Annotated in this window: 18 protein-coding genes; 11 read left to right on the top strand and 7 right to left on the bottom strand. The window is 33.0% G+C overall.

Going from position 1 to position 15,257, the window contains the following annotated elements; translation table 11 throughout:
* Positions 1–153 precede the first annotated feature (153 nt).
* The 3 genes from PQF96_RS09210 to PQF96_RS09200 form a co-directional block, all read right to left on the bottom strand.
* Entirely contained in the window at positions 154–690 is a 537-nt protein-coding gene (locus tag PQF96_RS09210; RefSeq protein ID WP_271765851.1) for a helix-turn-helix transcriptional regulator, read from the bottom strand.
* A gap of 182 nt (positions 691–872) precedes the next feature.
* Positions 873–2,564 (bottom strand): tetratricopeptide repeat protein, encoded by a 1,692-nt coding sequence (locus tag PQF96_RS09205; protein WP_271765850.1) that lies wholly within the window; start codon positions 2,562–2,564, stop codon positions 873–875.
* A gap of 296 nt (positions 2,565–2,860) precedes the next feature.
* Entirely contained in the window at positions 2,861–4,702 is a 1,842-nt protein-coding gene (locus tag PQF96_RS09200; RefSeq protein ID WP_271765849.1) for a T9SS type A sorting domain-containing protein, read from the bottom strand.
* A 230-nt stretch (positions 4,703–4,932) separates the two neighbouring features.
* On the opposite strand from PQF96_RS09200, the gene PQF96_RS09195 reads away from it, so the two are divergent.
* From PQF96_RS09195 to PQF96_RS09170, 6 genes are all read left to right on the top strand, one after another.
* A complete protein-coding gene (locus PQF96_RS09195; RefSeq protein ID WP_271765848.1) occupies positions 4,933–5,919 on the top strand; it encodes a 2-hydroxyacid dehydrogenase in 987 nt (328 codons plus the stop codon).
* Complete coding sequence (locus tag PQF96_RS09190) at positions 5,913–6,530, top strand: HD domain-containing protein (RefSeq protein WP_271765847.1); 618 nt, start codon at positions 5,913–5,915, stop codon at positions 6,528–6,530. The genes PQF96_RS09195 and PQF96_RS09190 overlap by 7 nt, the downstream gene beginning before the upstream one ends.
* Before the next feature lie 51 nt (positions 6,531–6,581).
* A complete protein-coding gene (locus PQF96_RS09185) occupies positions 6,582–6,998 on the top strand; it encodes a response regulator transcription factor (protein ID WP_271765846.1) in 417 nt (138 codons plus the stop codon).
* Positions 6,999–7,101: 103 nt separating this feature from the next.
* Positions 7,102–7,623, top strand: a complete 522-nt coding sequence (locus PQF96_RS09180; RefSeq protein ID WP_109435859.1) for a DUF4199 domain-containing protein — start codon at positions 7,102–7,104, stop codon at positions 7,621–7,623.
* Positions 7,624–7,637: 14 nt separating this feature from the next.
* Positions 7,638–8,096: a DUF1801 domain-containing protein gene (locus PQF96_RS09175; RefSeq protein WP_109435860.1), complete on the top strand. Its 459-nt coding sequence runs from the start codon at positions 7,638–7,640 to the stop codon at positions 8,094–8,096.
* Positions 8,097–8,106: 10 nt separating this feature from the next.
* Positions 8,107–8,490 (top strand): VOC family protein, encoded by a 384-nt coding sequence (locus PQF96_RS09170; protein ID WP_109435861.1) that lies wholly within the window; start codon positions 8,107–8,109, stop codon positions 8,488–8,490.
* 109 nt (positions 8,491–8,599) lie between these two features.
* Here the strand turns inward: PQF96_RS09170 and PQF96_RS09165 are convergent, their stop codons facing one another.
* Positions 8,600–9,022, bottom strand: a complete 423-nt coding sequence (locus tag PQF96_RS09165; RefSeq protein ID WP_109435862.1) for a hypothetical protein — start codon at positions 9,020–9,022, stop codon at positions 8,600–8,602.
* 208 nt (positions 9,023–9,230) lie between these two features.
* Between PQF96_RS09165 and PQF96_RS09160 the strand changes: the two genes are divergently transcribed.
* From PQF96_RS09160 to PQF96_RS09140, 5 genes are all read left to right on the top strand, one after another.
* Entirely contained in the window at positions 9,231–9,581 is a 351-nt protein-coding gene (locus PQF96_RS09160; RefSeq protein WP_109435863.1) for a TM2 domain-containing protein, read from the top strand.
* A 94-nt stretch (positions 9,582–9,675) separates the two neighbouring features.
* Positions 9,676–9,999 (top strand): ArsR/SmtB family transcription factor, encoded by a 324-nt coding sequence (locus PQF96_RS09155; protein WP_109435864.1) that lies wholly within the window; start codon positions 9,676–9,678, stop codon positions 9,997–9,999.
* A 20-nt stretch (positions 10,000–10,019) separates the two neighbouring features.
* On the top strand, positions 10,020–10,505 hold the full coding sequence (locus tag PQF96_RS09150; protein WP_271765845.1) for a DUF6428 family protein: 486 nt from the start codon (positions 10,020–10,022) through the stop codon (positions 10,503–10,505).
* Positions 10,505–11,002 carry a GNAT family N-acetyltransferase gene (locus PQF96_RS09145; RefSeq protein ID WP_143917073.1) on the top strand — a complete coding sequence of 166 codons (498 nt, stop codon included), beginning with the start codon at positions 10,505–10,507 and terminating at the stop codon, positions 11,000–11,002. Before PQF96_RS09150 ends, PQF96_RS09145 begins: the two co-directional genes overlap by 1 nt.
* A 70-nt stretch (positions 11,003–11,072) precedes the next feature.
* On the top strand, positions 11,073–11,501 hold the full coding sequence (locus PQF96_RS09140) for an arsenate reductase ArsC (protein ID WP_109435925.1): 429 nt from the start codon (positions 11,073–11,075) through the stop codon (positions 11,499–11,501).
* Between the two features lie 73 nt (positions 11,502–11,574).
* On the opposite strand, the gene PQF96_RS09135 is transcribed toward PQF96_RS09140, so the two are convergent.
* From PQF96_RS09135 to PQF96_RS09125, 3 genes are read right to left on the bottom strand one after another with little or no spacing between them, the layout of a single operon-like run.
* Positions 11,575–13,383, bottom strand: a complete 1,809-nt coding sequence (locus tag PQF96_RS09135) for a GNAT family N-acyltransferase (RefSeq protein WP_109435866.1) — start codon at positions 13,381–13,383, stop codon at positions 11,575–11,577.
* A 53-nt stretch (positions 13,384–13,436) separates the two neighbouring features.
* On the bottom strand, positions 13,437–14,690 hold the full coding sequence (locus PQF96_RS09130) for an aspartate kinase (RefSeq protein WP_109435867.1): 1,254 nt from the start codon (positions 14,688–14,690) through the stop codon (positions 13,437–13,439).
* Between the two features lie 18 nt (positions 14,691–14,708).
* Positions 14,709–15,188: a GNAT family N-acetyltransferase gene (locus PQF96_RS09125; protein ID WP_109435868.1), complete on the bottom strand. Its 480-nt coding sequence runs from the start codon at positions 15,186–15,188 to the stop codon at positions 14,709–14,711.
* Positions 15,189–15,257: the final 69 nt, after the last annotated feature.

The raw sequence follows: 15,257 nt of genomic DNA, 5'->3' as shown, positions 1-15,257 counted from the left end.
TAAACATCTGATTTTAAGGCAATATTAACGGTGTCAAAAGGTGTCATTATTCTGTTTTAGACAAAAATACATAGGGTTACGTATTTGAATGACGAAGTATTATGAGCTTGTCGAAGTGTACACGGGATTGAAGATATGAGATACATGATTTACTTAAGTTAGCTCCTGAATAAACTTCTCCAACTCAACTTCTGAAGGGATTTGCATTTTTTTACGAATACGGCGACGCATAGATTTTACTGAATCTGAAGACACATTACGAATCGTCATGATTTCTTTGATAGAGAGATTTAATCGCAGTAATGCACATACTTCGCGCTCTCCTTTGGTTAAATCTGGATATAACTCTTGTAATTTGGTATCGAAGCTAATATTGTTGATATCAATTTTTCCTTGCAAGCCAGCTAATTTGTTTTCGGTATCGATCTGAAGTCGTAATTGAGCAATTAATGAATTAAGAGATTGCCTTAATTCGTTTGCGTCTGCCGTAGTCAAAATTTCGTTTTTCAACTTTGTCAGCCATTCTTCTTTAAATGCCAAACGCATGCTATTATCTGCCATTAATGTCTTGACCTCCTCTTCTTTTACTGCAAGTTGTTCACCAAGAGCTTTGTTCTCGTCTTCAACCCTACGTATTTTTGAACGATGCTGTAAAAAGCTCCATATAAGATAGCCATTAATAACTAGCATAATACATAAAAGAACATTCGGCAATGTTATTTTCAAAAATAATATGATAAAAGAAATGACGAACAATGGTAGTATTACGTTTTTAGGTTTACGCAATATTACCTACAACGTATACATTCACCAAGTAAATGACGGTGTCAAAAGGTGTCATGAAAGATCTATTATTAAAAAAAGAAGAGTATTTATGTTAATGCCTGAATAAAACTTTCGAGTTCGATATCCTGTGGAACATTCATTTTTTTGCGAATACGACGACGCATAGATTTTACTGAATCTGAAGACACATTACGAATCGTCATAATTTCTTTGATAGAAAGATCAAGACGTAGCAATGCACATACTTCTCGTTCTCCTTTGGTCAATTCTGAAAATTGTTTTTGAAGATTGGTATCAAAATTTTTGTTTACAGCATCTATTTTTTCTTGCAGGCCTGATAATTTACTTTCTGTCTCAATTTGTAATCTTAATTGGGTCGTTAATGAATTTAGGGATTGCTTTATGCTTTGAGGGTCCGAACCTTCAATATCAGTTTTCAACTTATCCAAGAGTTCTTCTTTAAAAGCCAAACGCATACTATTATCAGCGATCAATCGCTTAATATCTTCTTCCTTACCCTTAATTTCCTGATCTAATATCTTTTTTTCATTCTCATACATAGCTCTAGCAATTTTTGAACGTTGCTGATAATTACGACGTATCAAATAACCAATAACAACTGCACCCAAAAGCGTCACTAGTAATAAGGCAAAGTATAGTTTCTTTTTTGAAGATTCTGATTGTGCCACAAGTTCTACTTCTCTTTTCTCTTGCGCAAATTGGAGGCTATCTACAGCAAGTTGCTGTTCATATTTATATTTAGCCTCCAGGTCTACCATCTTTTGATAGTTCTTCTCATTTTTGACTTTTATCCACCACTTGGTATATTCTAAATGATATGAATACGCTTTTTCATAATCTTTGAGATCTGCATAACTATTACTTAGCCCCAAATATCTAGAATGCAAAACAGCTTCATTTTTTTGCTCTTTAGACATAGCAAGAGTCTTATTATATAGTTCGATTGCTTTATGAGGCATTCCTAAAACTCTATAGGTAACTCCCAAAGCAAAATAACCTGACTCTAATCCTATTTGATTATTTGCTTTTCGATGCATCTCTACTGACTTCTCAAGATATGGGATGTTTTCTTTATACTTTTTTTGCCGTCTTAAAAAGAAAGCATAATTCGCATTGGTAGCCGCGATAGATTTGGTTTCATTAATTGAATCTGCAAGTTTAATCGCTCGAAGATGATGTTGTTCTGCCTTAGCATTCTCTTTTGTATTCTGATAAAGAATTCCATATCGACTCAATGTCCTTATGGTTTCTATTATATTATTGTGTTTTTTACTTAGAGCATACGCCGAATCTAAATTAACCTTTGTTTTTTCAAATTCAGACTGATAAAGCCATAACCAAGCTGTTTGAGAATATGTATATGCCAAGGTATATGTTTCTCCTATCTTTCTTTTTATTTTTAAGCTTTCCTGAAGGTTCTTTAGTGCAGGGCCAAACTTGTTTTCTCTTCTCAAAAAATAGGCTAACTGTTCTAATATAGAAGCTTTTTTTAATAAGAATTCATCTTTGGACAATAAGCTCCTATCAATGATCTCTATCGCGCTTTCAAACTTTTTCTTTGCCTCTACAAGATCAGTATCTTTTATTTCAATTGCCTTTGCATATAACTCTTCTACTTGAAGACTATCTTTTTTAATTTGATGATTCTGAGAAAAAACATTAAAAACAGCTAAACAAAGTAAAAATGCAATCACATGTTTACAGACTAAACGTTTTAGCAAACCAACTAATGATATTTGGGGTATAAATAATCTCATGAACTACAAACTTACTAATTTAAAATAACTGGATGAATCGGTTACATATTAGCACTTTATTTTATTCTTTATATTTAGATAAATTTTATAAACAAATGTGATGAAAAAATTGAAATTAATACCATTTATGGAGGAAACAGAAGTTCTGATTCTCTAACTGTTTTGCAAGAACAAAACACCGATGATGCCGGTGATGACAATGAAGATGAGTATTAAAAGAACACAATAATATATAACCAAAAATCACCCGATTAATTGGGTGATTTTTGATATTAATATCTTATATCGATAGACGTTTACTCTATAACCATTTTCTTGGTATCTATCTTTTGGCTTCCAACATATAGTGTGTAGAAATAAGTCCCACTAGCTAAGCCATCACTATTAATATATAATTCTCCATCACCAGTTTGTTTTAATGATATCGTAGAAAACACCTTACCTGTCATATCACTAAATACTACAGAAGCATTAGTAATACTATCTGGTAAGTAATACTTAATCCTAGAGGTACTATTAAATGGGTTAGGAATATTTTGATATAACACAGGCATATTAGATTTTGTCGAAGTATCTTGACTTGTTATACTTTGTTCTAAAGCTTCAAGACGGCTTATCAAGTCATCTATTTGTGTTTGTTGTGCTTCATTTTCGTCTTGCAATGGGGTCAATATCGAAGATAAATCTACGGTGACTGCGTTTCCATTTTCGATGTTGATAGTAAGATCAGTGCCGCTTAACGTTGCAGATGTTAAATCCTGGTTATCGGTATTTACATATGAAGAAAGGTCTACTGCATTCCCATTTGATATGCTTAACACATTTAAAGATAAATCTAATGTCTGATCATCAGTTCCTGTGCCATCTTGTAAAACAGATAAATCTATATTATTTCCTCCAGAAATACTCAAAGTAGTATTGCTTAGTGTAAGCGTTTGATCATCTGTATTATCGAGATAATTTGATAAGTCAATAGTATTTGTTCCTCCAGAAATACCCAAGGTATTTGTGGTCAATGAAAGTTCTTGGCTATCTGTGTTATCCAAATATTTGGCAAGATCTACTGTTGTACCATCATTAGTTAGGCTCAAGGTATTTCCTGATAAATCAAGATCCTGAGCATCGGTATTGTCTAAATACCCAGAAAGATCAACCTTTTGAACAGCTACACCATCGTTTTCCAGAGATATCTCGAGATCATTACTGTTCAATCGAAACGTATCTATAGTTTGAGCATCGGTATTATCCAGATATTTGGCAAGATCTACTGTAGTTCCATCATTGGTTAAGCTCAATGTATTATCCGTAAGATCCAAATCCTGGGCATCGGTATCGGTTACCCATGCCGTGCCATTCCATAAGTATAATTTGTTTTCTTCATTGTCATACACCATCATTCCATTTTCGTCTGCATCCAAACTAGCAGAAAACGTTGTACGTTGTGCAGTAGTCATACTATTAATTAAAAGCCCTTTGTTGGTAGCTTTCATATGTATAGAGGCATTCGCATTTATATTAGGAAATGATCCTCCCCCAAAACCGACGCCAATATTTCCATTCTTACCTATCGCAAATGTATTTGTAGGTGTATTGGGTTGAATTTTAAAAGGTAATTTACTCCCATTTGTTACATCTCGTACAAAAAAGTTGGTTTCATTTCCCGCTACATCCCAGGATTGAATTCCAAAACCTCCATTCTGCGCCAAACGTATCGTAGGAGTGTCATTATCTAAAATATTAAGTTCGATGCTTCCTGGGTCATTGGTTCCTATACCAATATTTCCATCATCTGCGATACGCAAAGCATTGTTAGGTGCTCCTGCATCTATTCTAAAAGGTACTTTCCCCCCGGTAGCATCATCTATTGAAAAGTAATTGCTACCACCATTACCACTATCATTAAAAGTAAAACGCCAATCATTTGATGGAAAAGAAGCGCTTCCTGAGGTATCATCAAAATACATTCTAAGGTTATCCTCACTCATGACAAAAGTATTGAAGCCAAAATTGTGCCCATTTTGAGCACTACCTCCAATTTGCATCGAACCTTGCACAATCACATCAGAAGTAAAGAACTGTGAAAATGCTGTAGTAGAAAAAAATATAAAAATTATTCCGGTAAGTAATTTTTTAATCATATGTATAAGGGTTTGTTTTTTAAAGCTGCAAAAGTACTTATTAACTTTTCTTTAACAAAAATTAATACTGTTAAATATGCTGTTTTTCAATCAGTTTATGTGCACAAAAGTACATATAGGATATATCTTATAATATTAGTAGCCCTACGTAATTATTACCATTTGATTTGAGGTATTTTTAATATACAAATTGAGGTTTAATCCTTATTTTTGATGTCAATACCATAGATATGAAAATCCTTCACTTGGATACTAATCATCCTTTACTATTAAATCAACTTGCGGCAGCTGGTTTTGAAAATGATGAAGATTATACATCGACTAAAACAGAAATTGAAGATAATATATCTCTTTATGAGGGTATCATTATTCGTAGTCGTTTTGCCATCGATAAAACATTTTTAAATAAGGCAGAAAACTTAAAATTTATTGGTCGTGTTGGCGCTGGTCTTGAAAACATCGATATCCAATACGCTCAGGAACGAGGAATCAAACTATTTAATGCTCCAGAAGGGAATCGTAATGCTGTTGGTGAGCATGCATTAGGTATGATTTTGTCGCTATTCAACAAAATGAATATTGCTGATCAAAGTGTACGAAACGGACAATGGTTACGTGAAAAACATCGAGGTATCGAATTAGATGGAAAAACAATCGGTATTATTGGATATGGAAATATGGGTAGAGCCTTTGCCAAAAAGCTACGTGGATTTAATGTAGAAGTTATTTGTTATGACATTCTAGACGATGTAGAGGATAGTAATGCAATGCAAGTAGAACTACAAGAGCTTTTTGAAAAGACTGATGTTTTAAGTCTACATACTCCAGAAACTCCAAAGACTATTGGAATGATTAATAAAACATTCATCAACAAATTCAAAAAACCATTTTGGCTTATCAATACCGCTCGAGGAAAAAGTGTAGTGACCGAAGATCTGGTTAAAAGTATAGAAGAAGGAAAGGTATTGGGAGCTGGATTAGATGTTTTAGAATATGAAAAATCTTCTTTTGAAAATTTATTTACTTCAAAAAAAGATGTTACATCAAGCACTTCGTCTTCGCTCAGCAAAGGCTCTGTCGAGATGCCAGATGCTTTTTCTGCATTGTTAAAAATGGATAATATAATCCTAAGTCCTCATGTCGCCGGTTGGACTGTTGAATCCAAAGAGAAATTAGCACAAACCATAGTAGATAAAATCAAAACTGAATTTTGTTAAAAGAAGTATTTATAACATTACTATCCAACTACACAAAGGATGTTGATTATATCAAATCCTTATGGAGTGATGTTGTAAAGTACCATAATAAAAGGAACAGACACTATCATAATCTCTCTCATCTCGAACATCTTTATCATAACCTGACTGAAGTCAAAAACGAAATCAAAGACTGGGACATGGTTATATTTGCTTTGTTTTATCATGATTATATCTACAATGCGTTAAAACAGGATAATGAAGCACAAAGTGCTAAGAAGGCAGTAGAAATACTACATGCTTTGTCAATTGATAAACATCGAAGTCTCCTCTGCAAAGAAATCATCTTAGCCACCAAAGGACATAATATTTCTAAAAATAGTGATATCAACTACTTTACCGATGCTGACCTTTCTATATTAGGTAGCGATTGGGAAAATTATCAGGTCTATTTTAAAAATGTACGTAAAGAATATAAGTACTATCCTGATTTCATGTATAATAAAGGGCGAATCAAAGTTTTAAATCACTTCATTACTATGCCTGCTATTTTTAAAACCGATTATTTTTATCATAAATTCGAACTCCGGGCCAAAGAAAACCTTAGACAAGAAATTGATTTTCTTTCCTAGAGATTGTTTAAAAATACTTCAACTCAATTTCAGTTTTATTACATTTATAAAGTGAGGAAAACTATTTTTATTTTTACCGCTCTTGTAATCGCATTGCTAGCACTATTTCAGTTAAGCAAATACAGTATTATTACAGGAAATTCTTCTGTAGAAACCATAATTGCCATTATTGCTATTATCTTCTTTGTTATTGGTATACTTATAAACAGAAGAGTCTTACACAAAGAAAAACTTAAACCTCAGGAGATAGATCATAAAAAAATCGAAACTCTTGGTTTAAGTAAACGAGAATATGAAGTATTATGTGAAATAGCTTCTGGATTATCCAATAAAGAAATTGCTGAAAAGCTTTTTGTTTCAGAAAGCACTATAAAAACTCATGTTTCTAATGTATTAGTAAAATTGGATGCTAAACGAAGAACACAGGCTATACAAAAAGCTAAAGAGCTTAAAATCATACCATATTAAAATACCTTATACCAGGTATATAGTATGAATTTCATACTTTAGTATGAGTGTTTTTTTAAGATTCGGATCTACTTTTGAATCAAACATTTAACTACATATTAAAATGAAAAACATAATTATTCGCTACGGAATACGAAGTGCCATTTCTATTTGCGCTTTAGCACTTGCAGGATGGTTTTTAGGGCAAGGTTTGGATTATTCTATCCAAGAAGTAATAGGCTATTTGGGTATGGTCGTGTCCTTACTCTTTGTGTTTTTTGGTATAAAACATTATCGAGATAAAGAAAATAATGGCATAGTAGCTTTTGGAAGAGCTTTATTGATTGGTGTACTTATTACTTTAATTGCTGCCTTAGCATTTGGAATACTAGATGTGATTTATGTAAAGTATATCAATCCAGATTTTATGGCAGAATATTATGCGCACTATGTCGAACAAATGAAAACTTCTCTGCCAGAAGCCGAATTTAAAATAAAACTAGCAGAGTTAGAATCTCAAAAAGAATTATTCTCTAACATATTTATGAACTTCTTTCTTATGTTTGCTACCGTCATGATTGTTGGATTTATCATTTCATTAATCTCTGCACTTATTCTTCAACGTAAACCTACGAGAAGTAACTAAAAAAATCAAAACACATGCAATACGAAGCCAAAACACCTGATGAATATATCGATCTTATTCCTGAAGAAAGAAAAGAGGTCATGCAAAATCTTAGGAAGGTGATTAAAGAAAATCTTCCTAAAGGTTTTTCTGAAGTGATCAGTTATAAAATGATTGGTTATGTTGTGCCTCATCAACTATACCCCGATGGATATCATTGCGATCCTAAGTTACCATTACCATTCATGAATATTGCTTCTCAAAAGAACTTTATAGCGGTCTATCATAGCGGCATTTATGCAAATCCCGAATTAATGAACTGGTTTGTTGGCGAATACCCCAAATATGTAAAAACAAAATTAGATATGGGTAAAAGTTGCATCCGTTTCAAAAAAATAGATCAGATTCCGATGAAATTGATCGGAGAATTAGCAACCAAAATGACTCCACAGGAATGGATTACTATGTATGAATCTAAAGTAAAAAACAAATAACAATATAACTATGAAACGAGTAACAGGAATAGGAGGGATATTTTTTAAGACAGCCGATCCAAAAAAAACAAAAGAATGGTATAGAGATCATCTTGGTTTTAATACCGATGACTATGGTTGTACATTCTGGTGGAAAGATAAACAAGGTAATGATTGCTCGACTCAATGGAGCCCTTTTAAAGATGACACTGCCTATTTTGCTCCCAGTGAAAAAGAATTTATGATGAATTTCAGGGTGGAAAACTTAACTGAACTTCTTGAAACTCTTAAAAATGAAGGTGTAACTGTTATTGATAAGGTAGAGGAATATGAATATGGAAAATTTGGATGGATTGTAGATCCTGAAGGGAATAAAATAGAGCTTTGGGAGCCTGTTGACAAAGCATTTTTATAAATAGCTTTTAATAAAAAAGGTTGGCTTTACGGCCAACCTTTTCATATTTAATTTAAATATATAGAATATACCTTTATTCTATACTTATTATAATCTTGACAAAATAATATTATCCTGCAAACAAAAGGGAAGCTACTATCATCCAGCCGCCAACTATGAGTCCTAAAATTCCTAGTTTACCAAGTTTTGGAGCCAATTTCTCTCGAAGCTGGTTTGCTTTTTCCTTCGCTTCTTCACTTTTAGATAAAAAATATTTACTTATTAGTCCAAATCCAAGCATAAATCCTAATATTGCAGAAACAACATTTCCTGCAAGCCAAGTTATCCACCAAATCGGAAATGATCCAAGCAATCCTATGCTTAAAATGGCAGAAATAATTCCCCATATGCCCCAAAAACAGAACACAAGCCCAATCCAGCCTTGATATGGTTCGATTTTTTCTAAAAGCTCTTTAGCGTTTGGTTTTTTAGATAATAATAACGATGGTACTGCAAGAATACTTAATACGATTAATGAGATTCCCCATATCATAGTTTTAAAATTTAGAGGGTTAGTATTTGTTTTTTATTCAAAGTTGTTTTATCAAATATAGCAATAAATACCAATTATCAAAATTTATGATACTCAAGCAAGGTTATATAACAAAAACCAATAGTATAAATATTATTCGTGATCTTCTGATGTTTAGTCAATATTTTTTGTAATTTTCTCCAAATAAATTAATCATTTTTAAACAATTATGAGCGAAGAAAACAACAACTTAGGCGACGATATAAAGAAAGGTGCCGAAGAAGCAGCAGAAACTGTAAAAGATGCAGCTAATGATTTTGCCGATGGAGCAAAAGAAGTTATCAATTCTGAAGAAAACAAGAAAATGATAGCTGGAATTCTTGCAATTATTATTGGATCTTTAGGTATTCATAAATTCTACCTTGGATATACTAAAGAAGGAATAATACAGATTGTTATCACTTTTGTTACCTGTGGTATTGGTTCTTTCATTGGATTAATAGAAGGTATTATTTACCTTACTAAATCTGATGATGAATTTTATCAAACCTATCAGGTAGGAAGAAAACCTTGGTTCTAAAATATAATCATTGTTAAAAAAACCGGAAAATAATTTTCCGGTTTTTTTATTTCATTTTATTATCGTAATATTGCGATATAATAATATCAATGCTATGGGAATAACCAAGACACAAATATTTGATCAGCGACAAAATGAGTTAGCACAACTATTCAAAATACTTGGTCATCCTGCTCGTATAGCTATTCTTCAATATATAAGCAAACAAAATGCTTGCATTTGCAATGATTTGGTGGAAGAAATAGGTTTAGCTCAAGCAACTATATCTCAACATCTAAAAGAATTAAAAAGTATAGGATTGCTTAAAGGTGAAATTGAAGGTAAAAGTATGTGCTATTGTATTGATATTGATCGATGGAATACCCTACAAAAAAATCTTAATTCATTTTTTAATACCACAAAAATGAATTGTTGTTAAATCTAATTAATTATAAAAATATGAATACATCAGACTTTATAACCGTATTGGCAGAGCACCAAGATAAATCATTGTTATTTGAATATAGCCCAGGAATGCTGGTAGGTACTAACTATCATATCACAGAAGTTAAACACATTACTATAGATGCAGTCGACTGTGGAGCAGGTACTGACTCCTGGAAAGAAACTATAATCCAACTTTGGGAAAGTCCCAGTGAATTAGGAAAACCTAATTATATGAGTGCATACAAAGCTTTGGGAATATTAAGAAAAGTAGGTGAAATGAAAGCCTATGAAATGGATGCCACAGTAAAAATAGAATATGGAAATTCAAGATTCCATACTGCACAACTGCACATTACAAGTACCGAGATTAAAGAAGGGCAACTCATCGTTAAGCTTGCTGTAGACCCTACTGACTGCAAGGCTAAAGAAACTTGTGGAGTTCCAGAAACTAGTGAAGCAGAAGCAACTTCTTGTGCTCCTGGTAGCGGATGTTGCTAATGAGTGAAAGTATCCAAATAGAATATTTTACTCAAAAAGACTGGTCCGTAATTTCTGAAATTTACAAAGAAGGAATCGATACAGGGATAGCTACTTTTGAGACTCAATTACCAACCTGGGAACAATGGGATGCCTCTCATTTTACATCGTGTAGAATTAAAGCTATGGTCAAAAATTCTGTTGCAGGTTGGGCAGCATTAGCTCCTGTTTCAAAACGAGAAGTATATAAAGGTGTGGCAGAAGTTAGCATTTATATAACCTCAAAATACAGAAGATTAGGAATAGGTACATTACTTTTATCCAGGTTAATTGCAGAAAGCGAACAAGCAGGATTCTGGACATTACAAGCTGGGGTTTTTAGTATAAATAAGGCTAGTATTGCTTTACATAAATCTTTAGGATTTAGAGAAATAGGATACAGAGAAAAAATAGCAAAACTGGATACAACCTGGTATGATAATACCATTTTAGAACGCAGAAGTAAAATAATTATATAACCACAAAACACCACAGATCTTCTTACTTAGCTATATCAATACAGTGAGAAAATCATTAAAAATGACAACAATGAAAAACATTTTAGTATTATGTACAGGAAACTCCTGCAGAAGTCAAATGGCAGAAGGATATCTTAAACATTTTGCAAAGGGTAAAGCCACTATCTATAGTGCCGGAGTAGAAACTCATGGAGTAAACCCAAAAGCAATAGCAATAATGAAAGAAGATGGTATAGACATCTCAAATCACACTTCTAATAATCTTAATGAGTATTTGGACACAAAATTTGAGTTCATCCTTACCGTATGCGATAACGCCAAAGAAAGATGTCCCTTTTTTCCCGGGAAAGCAGAACGGCTACATTACAATTTCTTTGATCCATCCAAAGTAGAAGGCACAGAAGAGGAAATTCATGCTGCTTTTACAAAGACCCGAAATCAAATTAAAGAATACTGTAAAGATTTCGTAGAAAAAAACATATTAGAAACGGTATCCTAGAAAGTCTTTTATATATTAAAAACCTCATAGTGCCTTAGAGTTGGATACTATGAGGTTTTCTATTGTTTTTTAATTACTTATCTCCGTTCTTAAAGTATTTCTTCTCCAGTTCGGCCTGAAACTCTTCCATAACTGGTTTTACTGTACTGTCTGGCAAGTCTGCAATACGAATATACATTAGGCCATCTACCGCATTATTAAATAATGGATCTACATTAAAAGCTACTACTTTTGCGTTTTGTTTGATATACTTCTTAATTAAAACCGGAATACGAAGACTTCCTGGTTCTACTTCATCAATAATTTTATCAAATTTATTTAAATCACTTTTACTTTCATCAAAAACAAAATCTTTATCTGCGTCCTTGAGTTTTACCTTAAATTCTTTCTTTGGTCTCACATATTGTGCAACATAAGGATCGTAATAATGAGATTTCATAAACTCAATCATTAGAGATTTTGTGAAATTACTGAACTTATTACTGATACTCACTCCGCCAATAAGATATTTATGCTCTGGAAAACGCAGGGTACAATGTACGATCCCTTTCCATAATAAAAACAATGGCATTGGGCGTTGTTGATATTCTTTAATGATGAAAGCTCTACCCATCTCGATAGACTCATTCATCATTTTATGCAACTCTGGTTCAAATCGAAATAAATCTTGCAAATAAAATCCGTCAATACCACGGTTAGCATAAATCTCAGACCCCATACCCATACGATAGGCACCAACCATTTTTTTTGCGCCGTTATCCCATAAAAACATATGGTGATAATACTCATCAAAAGGATCCAAATCCAGAGAATTATTGGTTCCTTCTCCTATTTCTCTAAATGTGATTTCTCGCAATCTACCTATCTCATGAACTACGTTTGGAATGTATTTCTTCTTGGCCAGAAAAACTTCATAATTTTTACTAATCAATAATCGCTTATCATGATCTCTACAGTACTGTAACTCAGATTCTATAATATTAATATTACCTTCACCTGCAATTTCCTTAGGAGACTTTGGTAATTTCAGATTTTGCGGAATAGATTCACGCAGTGTTTTTTTCTCGAAAGGATTTGCTAACATGTAGGTTTTCTTTCGTAAAAAACTGGTAAAATCTTCCAGGTTCGTATGTTCTTCCTGATCTTTTACAGAAACCGGATTACCAATACGTACTTTGATCACTCTATTTTCTTGCGAAAAAAGCTCACTCGGCAATTTAGCTGTTCTAAGTGTACTGCTAATCGAAGCTAAACGATAAAAAAGTCTGCTATTACGACCGTGAAAATATATTGGTATTACAGGTACTTTTGCTTTATGAACCAAACGCATTGCACTTGGTTCCCATGCTTTATCAACATAATTCTTTCCTTCTTTAATTGTAGACACCTCTCCTGCCGGAAAAATTCCAAGAGGCTTTCCTTCTTTAAGATGTAAAATTGCATCTTTGATTCCTTTAAGACTTGACTTAGCTTCTTTCCTATCTTCAAATGGATTTACCGGCATCACATAAGGTTGTAAAGGCTCAAAACTATGTAGCAAAAAATTACCAATAATCTTATAATCAGACCGATGTGTTAACATTAATTTAAGCAACAACCCACCATCAATACCTCCTAAAGGGTGATTTGATAATGTTATAAAAGCGCCATCTTTTGGCAGTCGTTTTAAATCTTCTTCTGGGATTTCAAAAGTAACTCCATATAAGTCTAATGTCTTACTTATGTATTCTACACCTTCTAAATGGCTAAGTGAATCGTACTGGCGATTTATTTTTGATATTCGGGTAACCTTAAGAAGTACCCAACCAATAAAGGTACCTATAAAACCGAGTTTATCTAATTTTAGCCCTGTGGCTACTTGTCTTGCTGTGACTATGGGCATTAAATACAATTTGCGCTAACTGCAAATATAGCAAAATCCTTCAATTGACGCTGTTAATACCTAGTAACCATTTGATAGGTTTCTCTGGTGATCTGTTTTAACAGAATGTCTTTCTCCTTTTCTAAAGTTGTAATCGCCTCATTTGTAAAATGCCTAATGGTAAATAAGGATACATCTGTATTATAAGTAACTCTAAATTTTGCTTTAAGTTTACTTAAAAGGGATTCAAAATTATTAAACTTATCGTCCAGGCACACAGAAAAACTAATTGCCGAATTCTGGATCAAATCTACTTTAATATGATATTGATGAAAAAGACTAAAAATCTCACTAATGTTATCTTCTACAATAAATGAAAAATCTAATGACGAGAGTGAAAGCAAGATTTGATTTTTCTTTACGATATAACAAGGAAGATGTGGATCTAATGGTTGTCCTTTTTTCACAGAAGTTCCTTGGTTTTGTGGATGTAAAAACGATTTAACGTATAAAGGAATTTCTTTTCGTTGCAAAGGTTGAATTGTTTTAGGATGTATTACAGAAGCTCCGTAAAAAGCAAGTTCTATAGCCTCTTCATAAGAAATATGCGATAACAATTGTGTAGTATCAAAAACCCGGGGGTCTGCATTAAGTACACCAGGAACATCTTTCCATATACTCACACTATCGGCATTTAGACAATATGCAAAAATACCTGCAGTATAATCGCTTCCTTCTCTACCTAAGGTGGTTGTAAAATTATTCTCATCAGATCCGATAAATCCTTGAGTAACACTAAGTCCTTTTTTATTTACTCCTTTAAGTATGCTTTGTTTTGTTACCTCCCAGTCTATTTCTGCATCTCGATAAGCATTATCTGTTTTGATAACATCCCGAGCATCCAACCATTTATTTTGATATCCCTTATAATTTAAATACCTACTTAGGATAGTAGAAGCAAGTAATTCTCCATAGCTTACTATCTGATCATAGATATAATCATACCGGGTCGATTTATTTCTTTTGAGCGTAGTATCCAAATCTACGAACAACTGCTCTACATCTTTAAAAACAGAATGCTGTTCATTATCAAAAAGTTGTAGTACAATTTCTTGATGATATGTTTTAATGTGATCCAGCAAACTGTCAAGATCTGAACCCTTTTTAAGATAAGACGCTACAATTTTCTCTAAAGCATTGGTCGTTTTACCCATTGCAGAAACCACAATAACCAGATTAGAATATCCAGTTTCTTCTAATACTTTAAGAACATTCTTTACCGCATTAGCATCTTTAACAGATGCTCCTCCAAATTTAAAAACTCTCATCTACAGTTTTTTCTATAATTATAATGCTGCTACAAAATTATGAACTCCTTCTTTATCCATTTGGACCAGGTACCAATCTTTTAGAAGTTTAGCTCCACTTTTCTCATAAAAATCAATAGCATGCGTATTCCAATCCAACACCACCCACTCTACTCTTCTTACTCCTTTTGATTTTGCATATTTTAATACTTCGGCATACAATGCACTTCCCAGCCCAGTACCTCTCATAGATTCGCTTACAATAAGATCCTCTAGGTGAATAGAACGTCCTTTCCAGGTAGAAAATCGATAATACACCAATGCTATTCCTACAATCTTATCCTGTACTTCAGCAACAAAACAATGAAAAAGCGGATGCTCTGCAAAGCCTTCACGAATCAGTTCATCAACAGTAACTTCTACTGCATCTGGTTCTTTCTCAAAAGTCGCTAACTCTTGTATTAAAGTAAGAACTTGAGCCATATCTTGTTCTCTGGCATCTCTAATTATATAGTCCATAAAAGAAAAGTTTATCAAAACTATAAAATATGTATTAGATTTTGAGTAATTTTCTAATCTTATACAGCT

Source organism: Aquimarina algiphila, assembly GCF_947494415.1.
Classification (GTDB): domain Bacteria; phylum Bacteroidota; class Bacteroidia; order Flavobacteriales; family Flavobacteriaceae; genus Aquimarina; species Aquimarina algiphila.
This window is presented reverse-complemented; position numbering and strand designations above follow the sequence as displayed.

What these genes read in the sequence shown, in the direction of transcription:
- PQF96_RS09205 (WP_271765850.1), bottom strand. Translation starts at nt 2,564, where the DNA reads ATGAGATTATTTATACCCCAAATATCATTAGTTGGTTTGCTAAAACGT.
- PQF96_RS09175 (WP_109435860.1), top strand. Translation starts at nt 7,638, where the DNA reads ATGCAATACGAAGCCAAAACACCTGATGAATATATCGATCTTATTCCT.
- PQF96_RS09135 (WP_109435866.1), bottom strand. Translation starts at nt 13,383, where the DNA reads ATGCCCATAGTCACAGCAAGACAAGTAGCCACAGGGCTAAAATTAGAT.
- PQF96_RS09170 (WP_109435861.1), top strand. Translation starts at nt 8,107, where the DNA reads ATGAAACGAGTAACAGGAATAGGAGGGATATTTTTTAAGACAGCCGAT.
- PQF96_RS09155 (WP_109435864.1), top strand. Translation starts at nt 9,676, where the DNA reads ATGGGAATAACCAAGACACAAATATTTGATCAGCGACAAAATGAGTTA.
- PQF96_RS09160 (WP_109435863.1), top strand. Translation starts at nt 9,231, where the DNA reads ATGAGCGAAGAAAACAACAACTTAGGCGACGATATAAAGAAAGGTGCC.
- PQF96_RS09195 (WP_271765848.1), top strand. Translation starts at nt 4,933, where the DNA reads ATGAAAATCCTTCACTTGGATACTAATCATCCTTTACTATTAAATCAA.
- PQF96_RS09200 (WP_271765849.1), bottom strand. Translation starts at nt 4,702, where the DNA reads ATGATTAAAAAATTACTTACCGGAATAATTTTTATATTTTTTTCTACT.
- PQF96_RS09145 (WP_143917073.1), top strand. Translation starts at nt 10,505, where the DNA reads ATGAGTGAAAGTATCCAAATAGAATATTTTACTCAAAAAGACTGGTCC.
- PQF96_RS09150 (WP_271765845.1), top strand. Translation starts at nt 10,020, where the DNA reads ATGAATACATCAGACTTTATAACCGTATTGGCAGAGCACCAAGATAAA.
- PQF96_RS09210 (WP_271765851.1), bottom strand. Translation starts at nt 690, where the DNA reads ATGCTAGTTATTAATGGCTATCTTATATGGAGCTTTTTACAGCATCGT.
- PQF96_RS09125 (WP_109435868.1), bottom strand. Translation starts at nt 15,188, where the DNA reads ATGGACTATATAATTAGAGATGCCAGAGAACAAGATATGGCTCAAGTT.
- PQF96_RS09130 (WP_109435867.1), bottom strand. Translation starts at nt 14,690, where the DNA reads ATGAGAGTTTTTAAATTTGGAGGAGCATCTGTTAAAGATGCTAATGCG.
- PQF96_RS09180 (WP_109435859.1), top strand. Translation starts at nt 7,102, where the DNA reads ATGAAAAACATAATTATTCGCTACGGAATACGAAGTGCCATTTCTATT.
- PQF96_RS09165 (WP_109435862.1), bottom strand. Translation starts at nt 9,022, where the DNA reads ATGATATGGGGAATCTCATTAATCGTATTAAGTATTCTTGCAGTACCA.
- PQF96_RS09140 (WP_109435925.1), top strand. Translation starts at nt 11,073, where the DNA reads ATGAAAAACATTTTAGTATTATGTACAGGAAACTCCTGCAGAAGTCAA.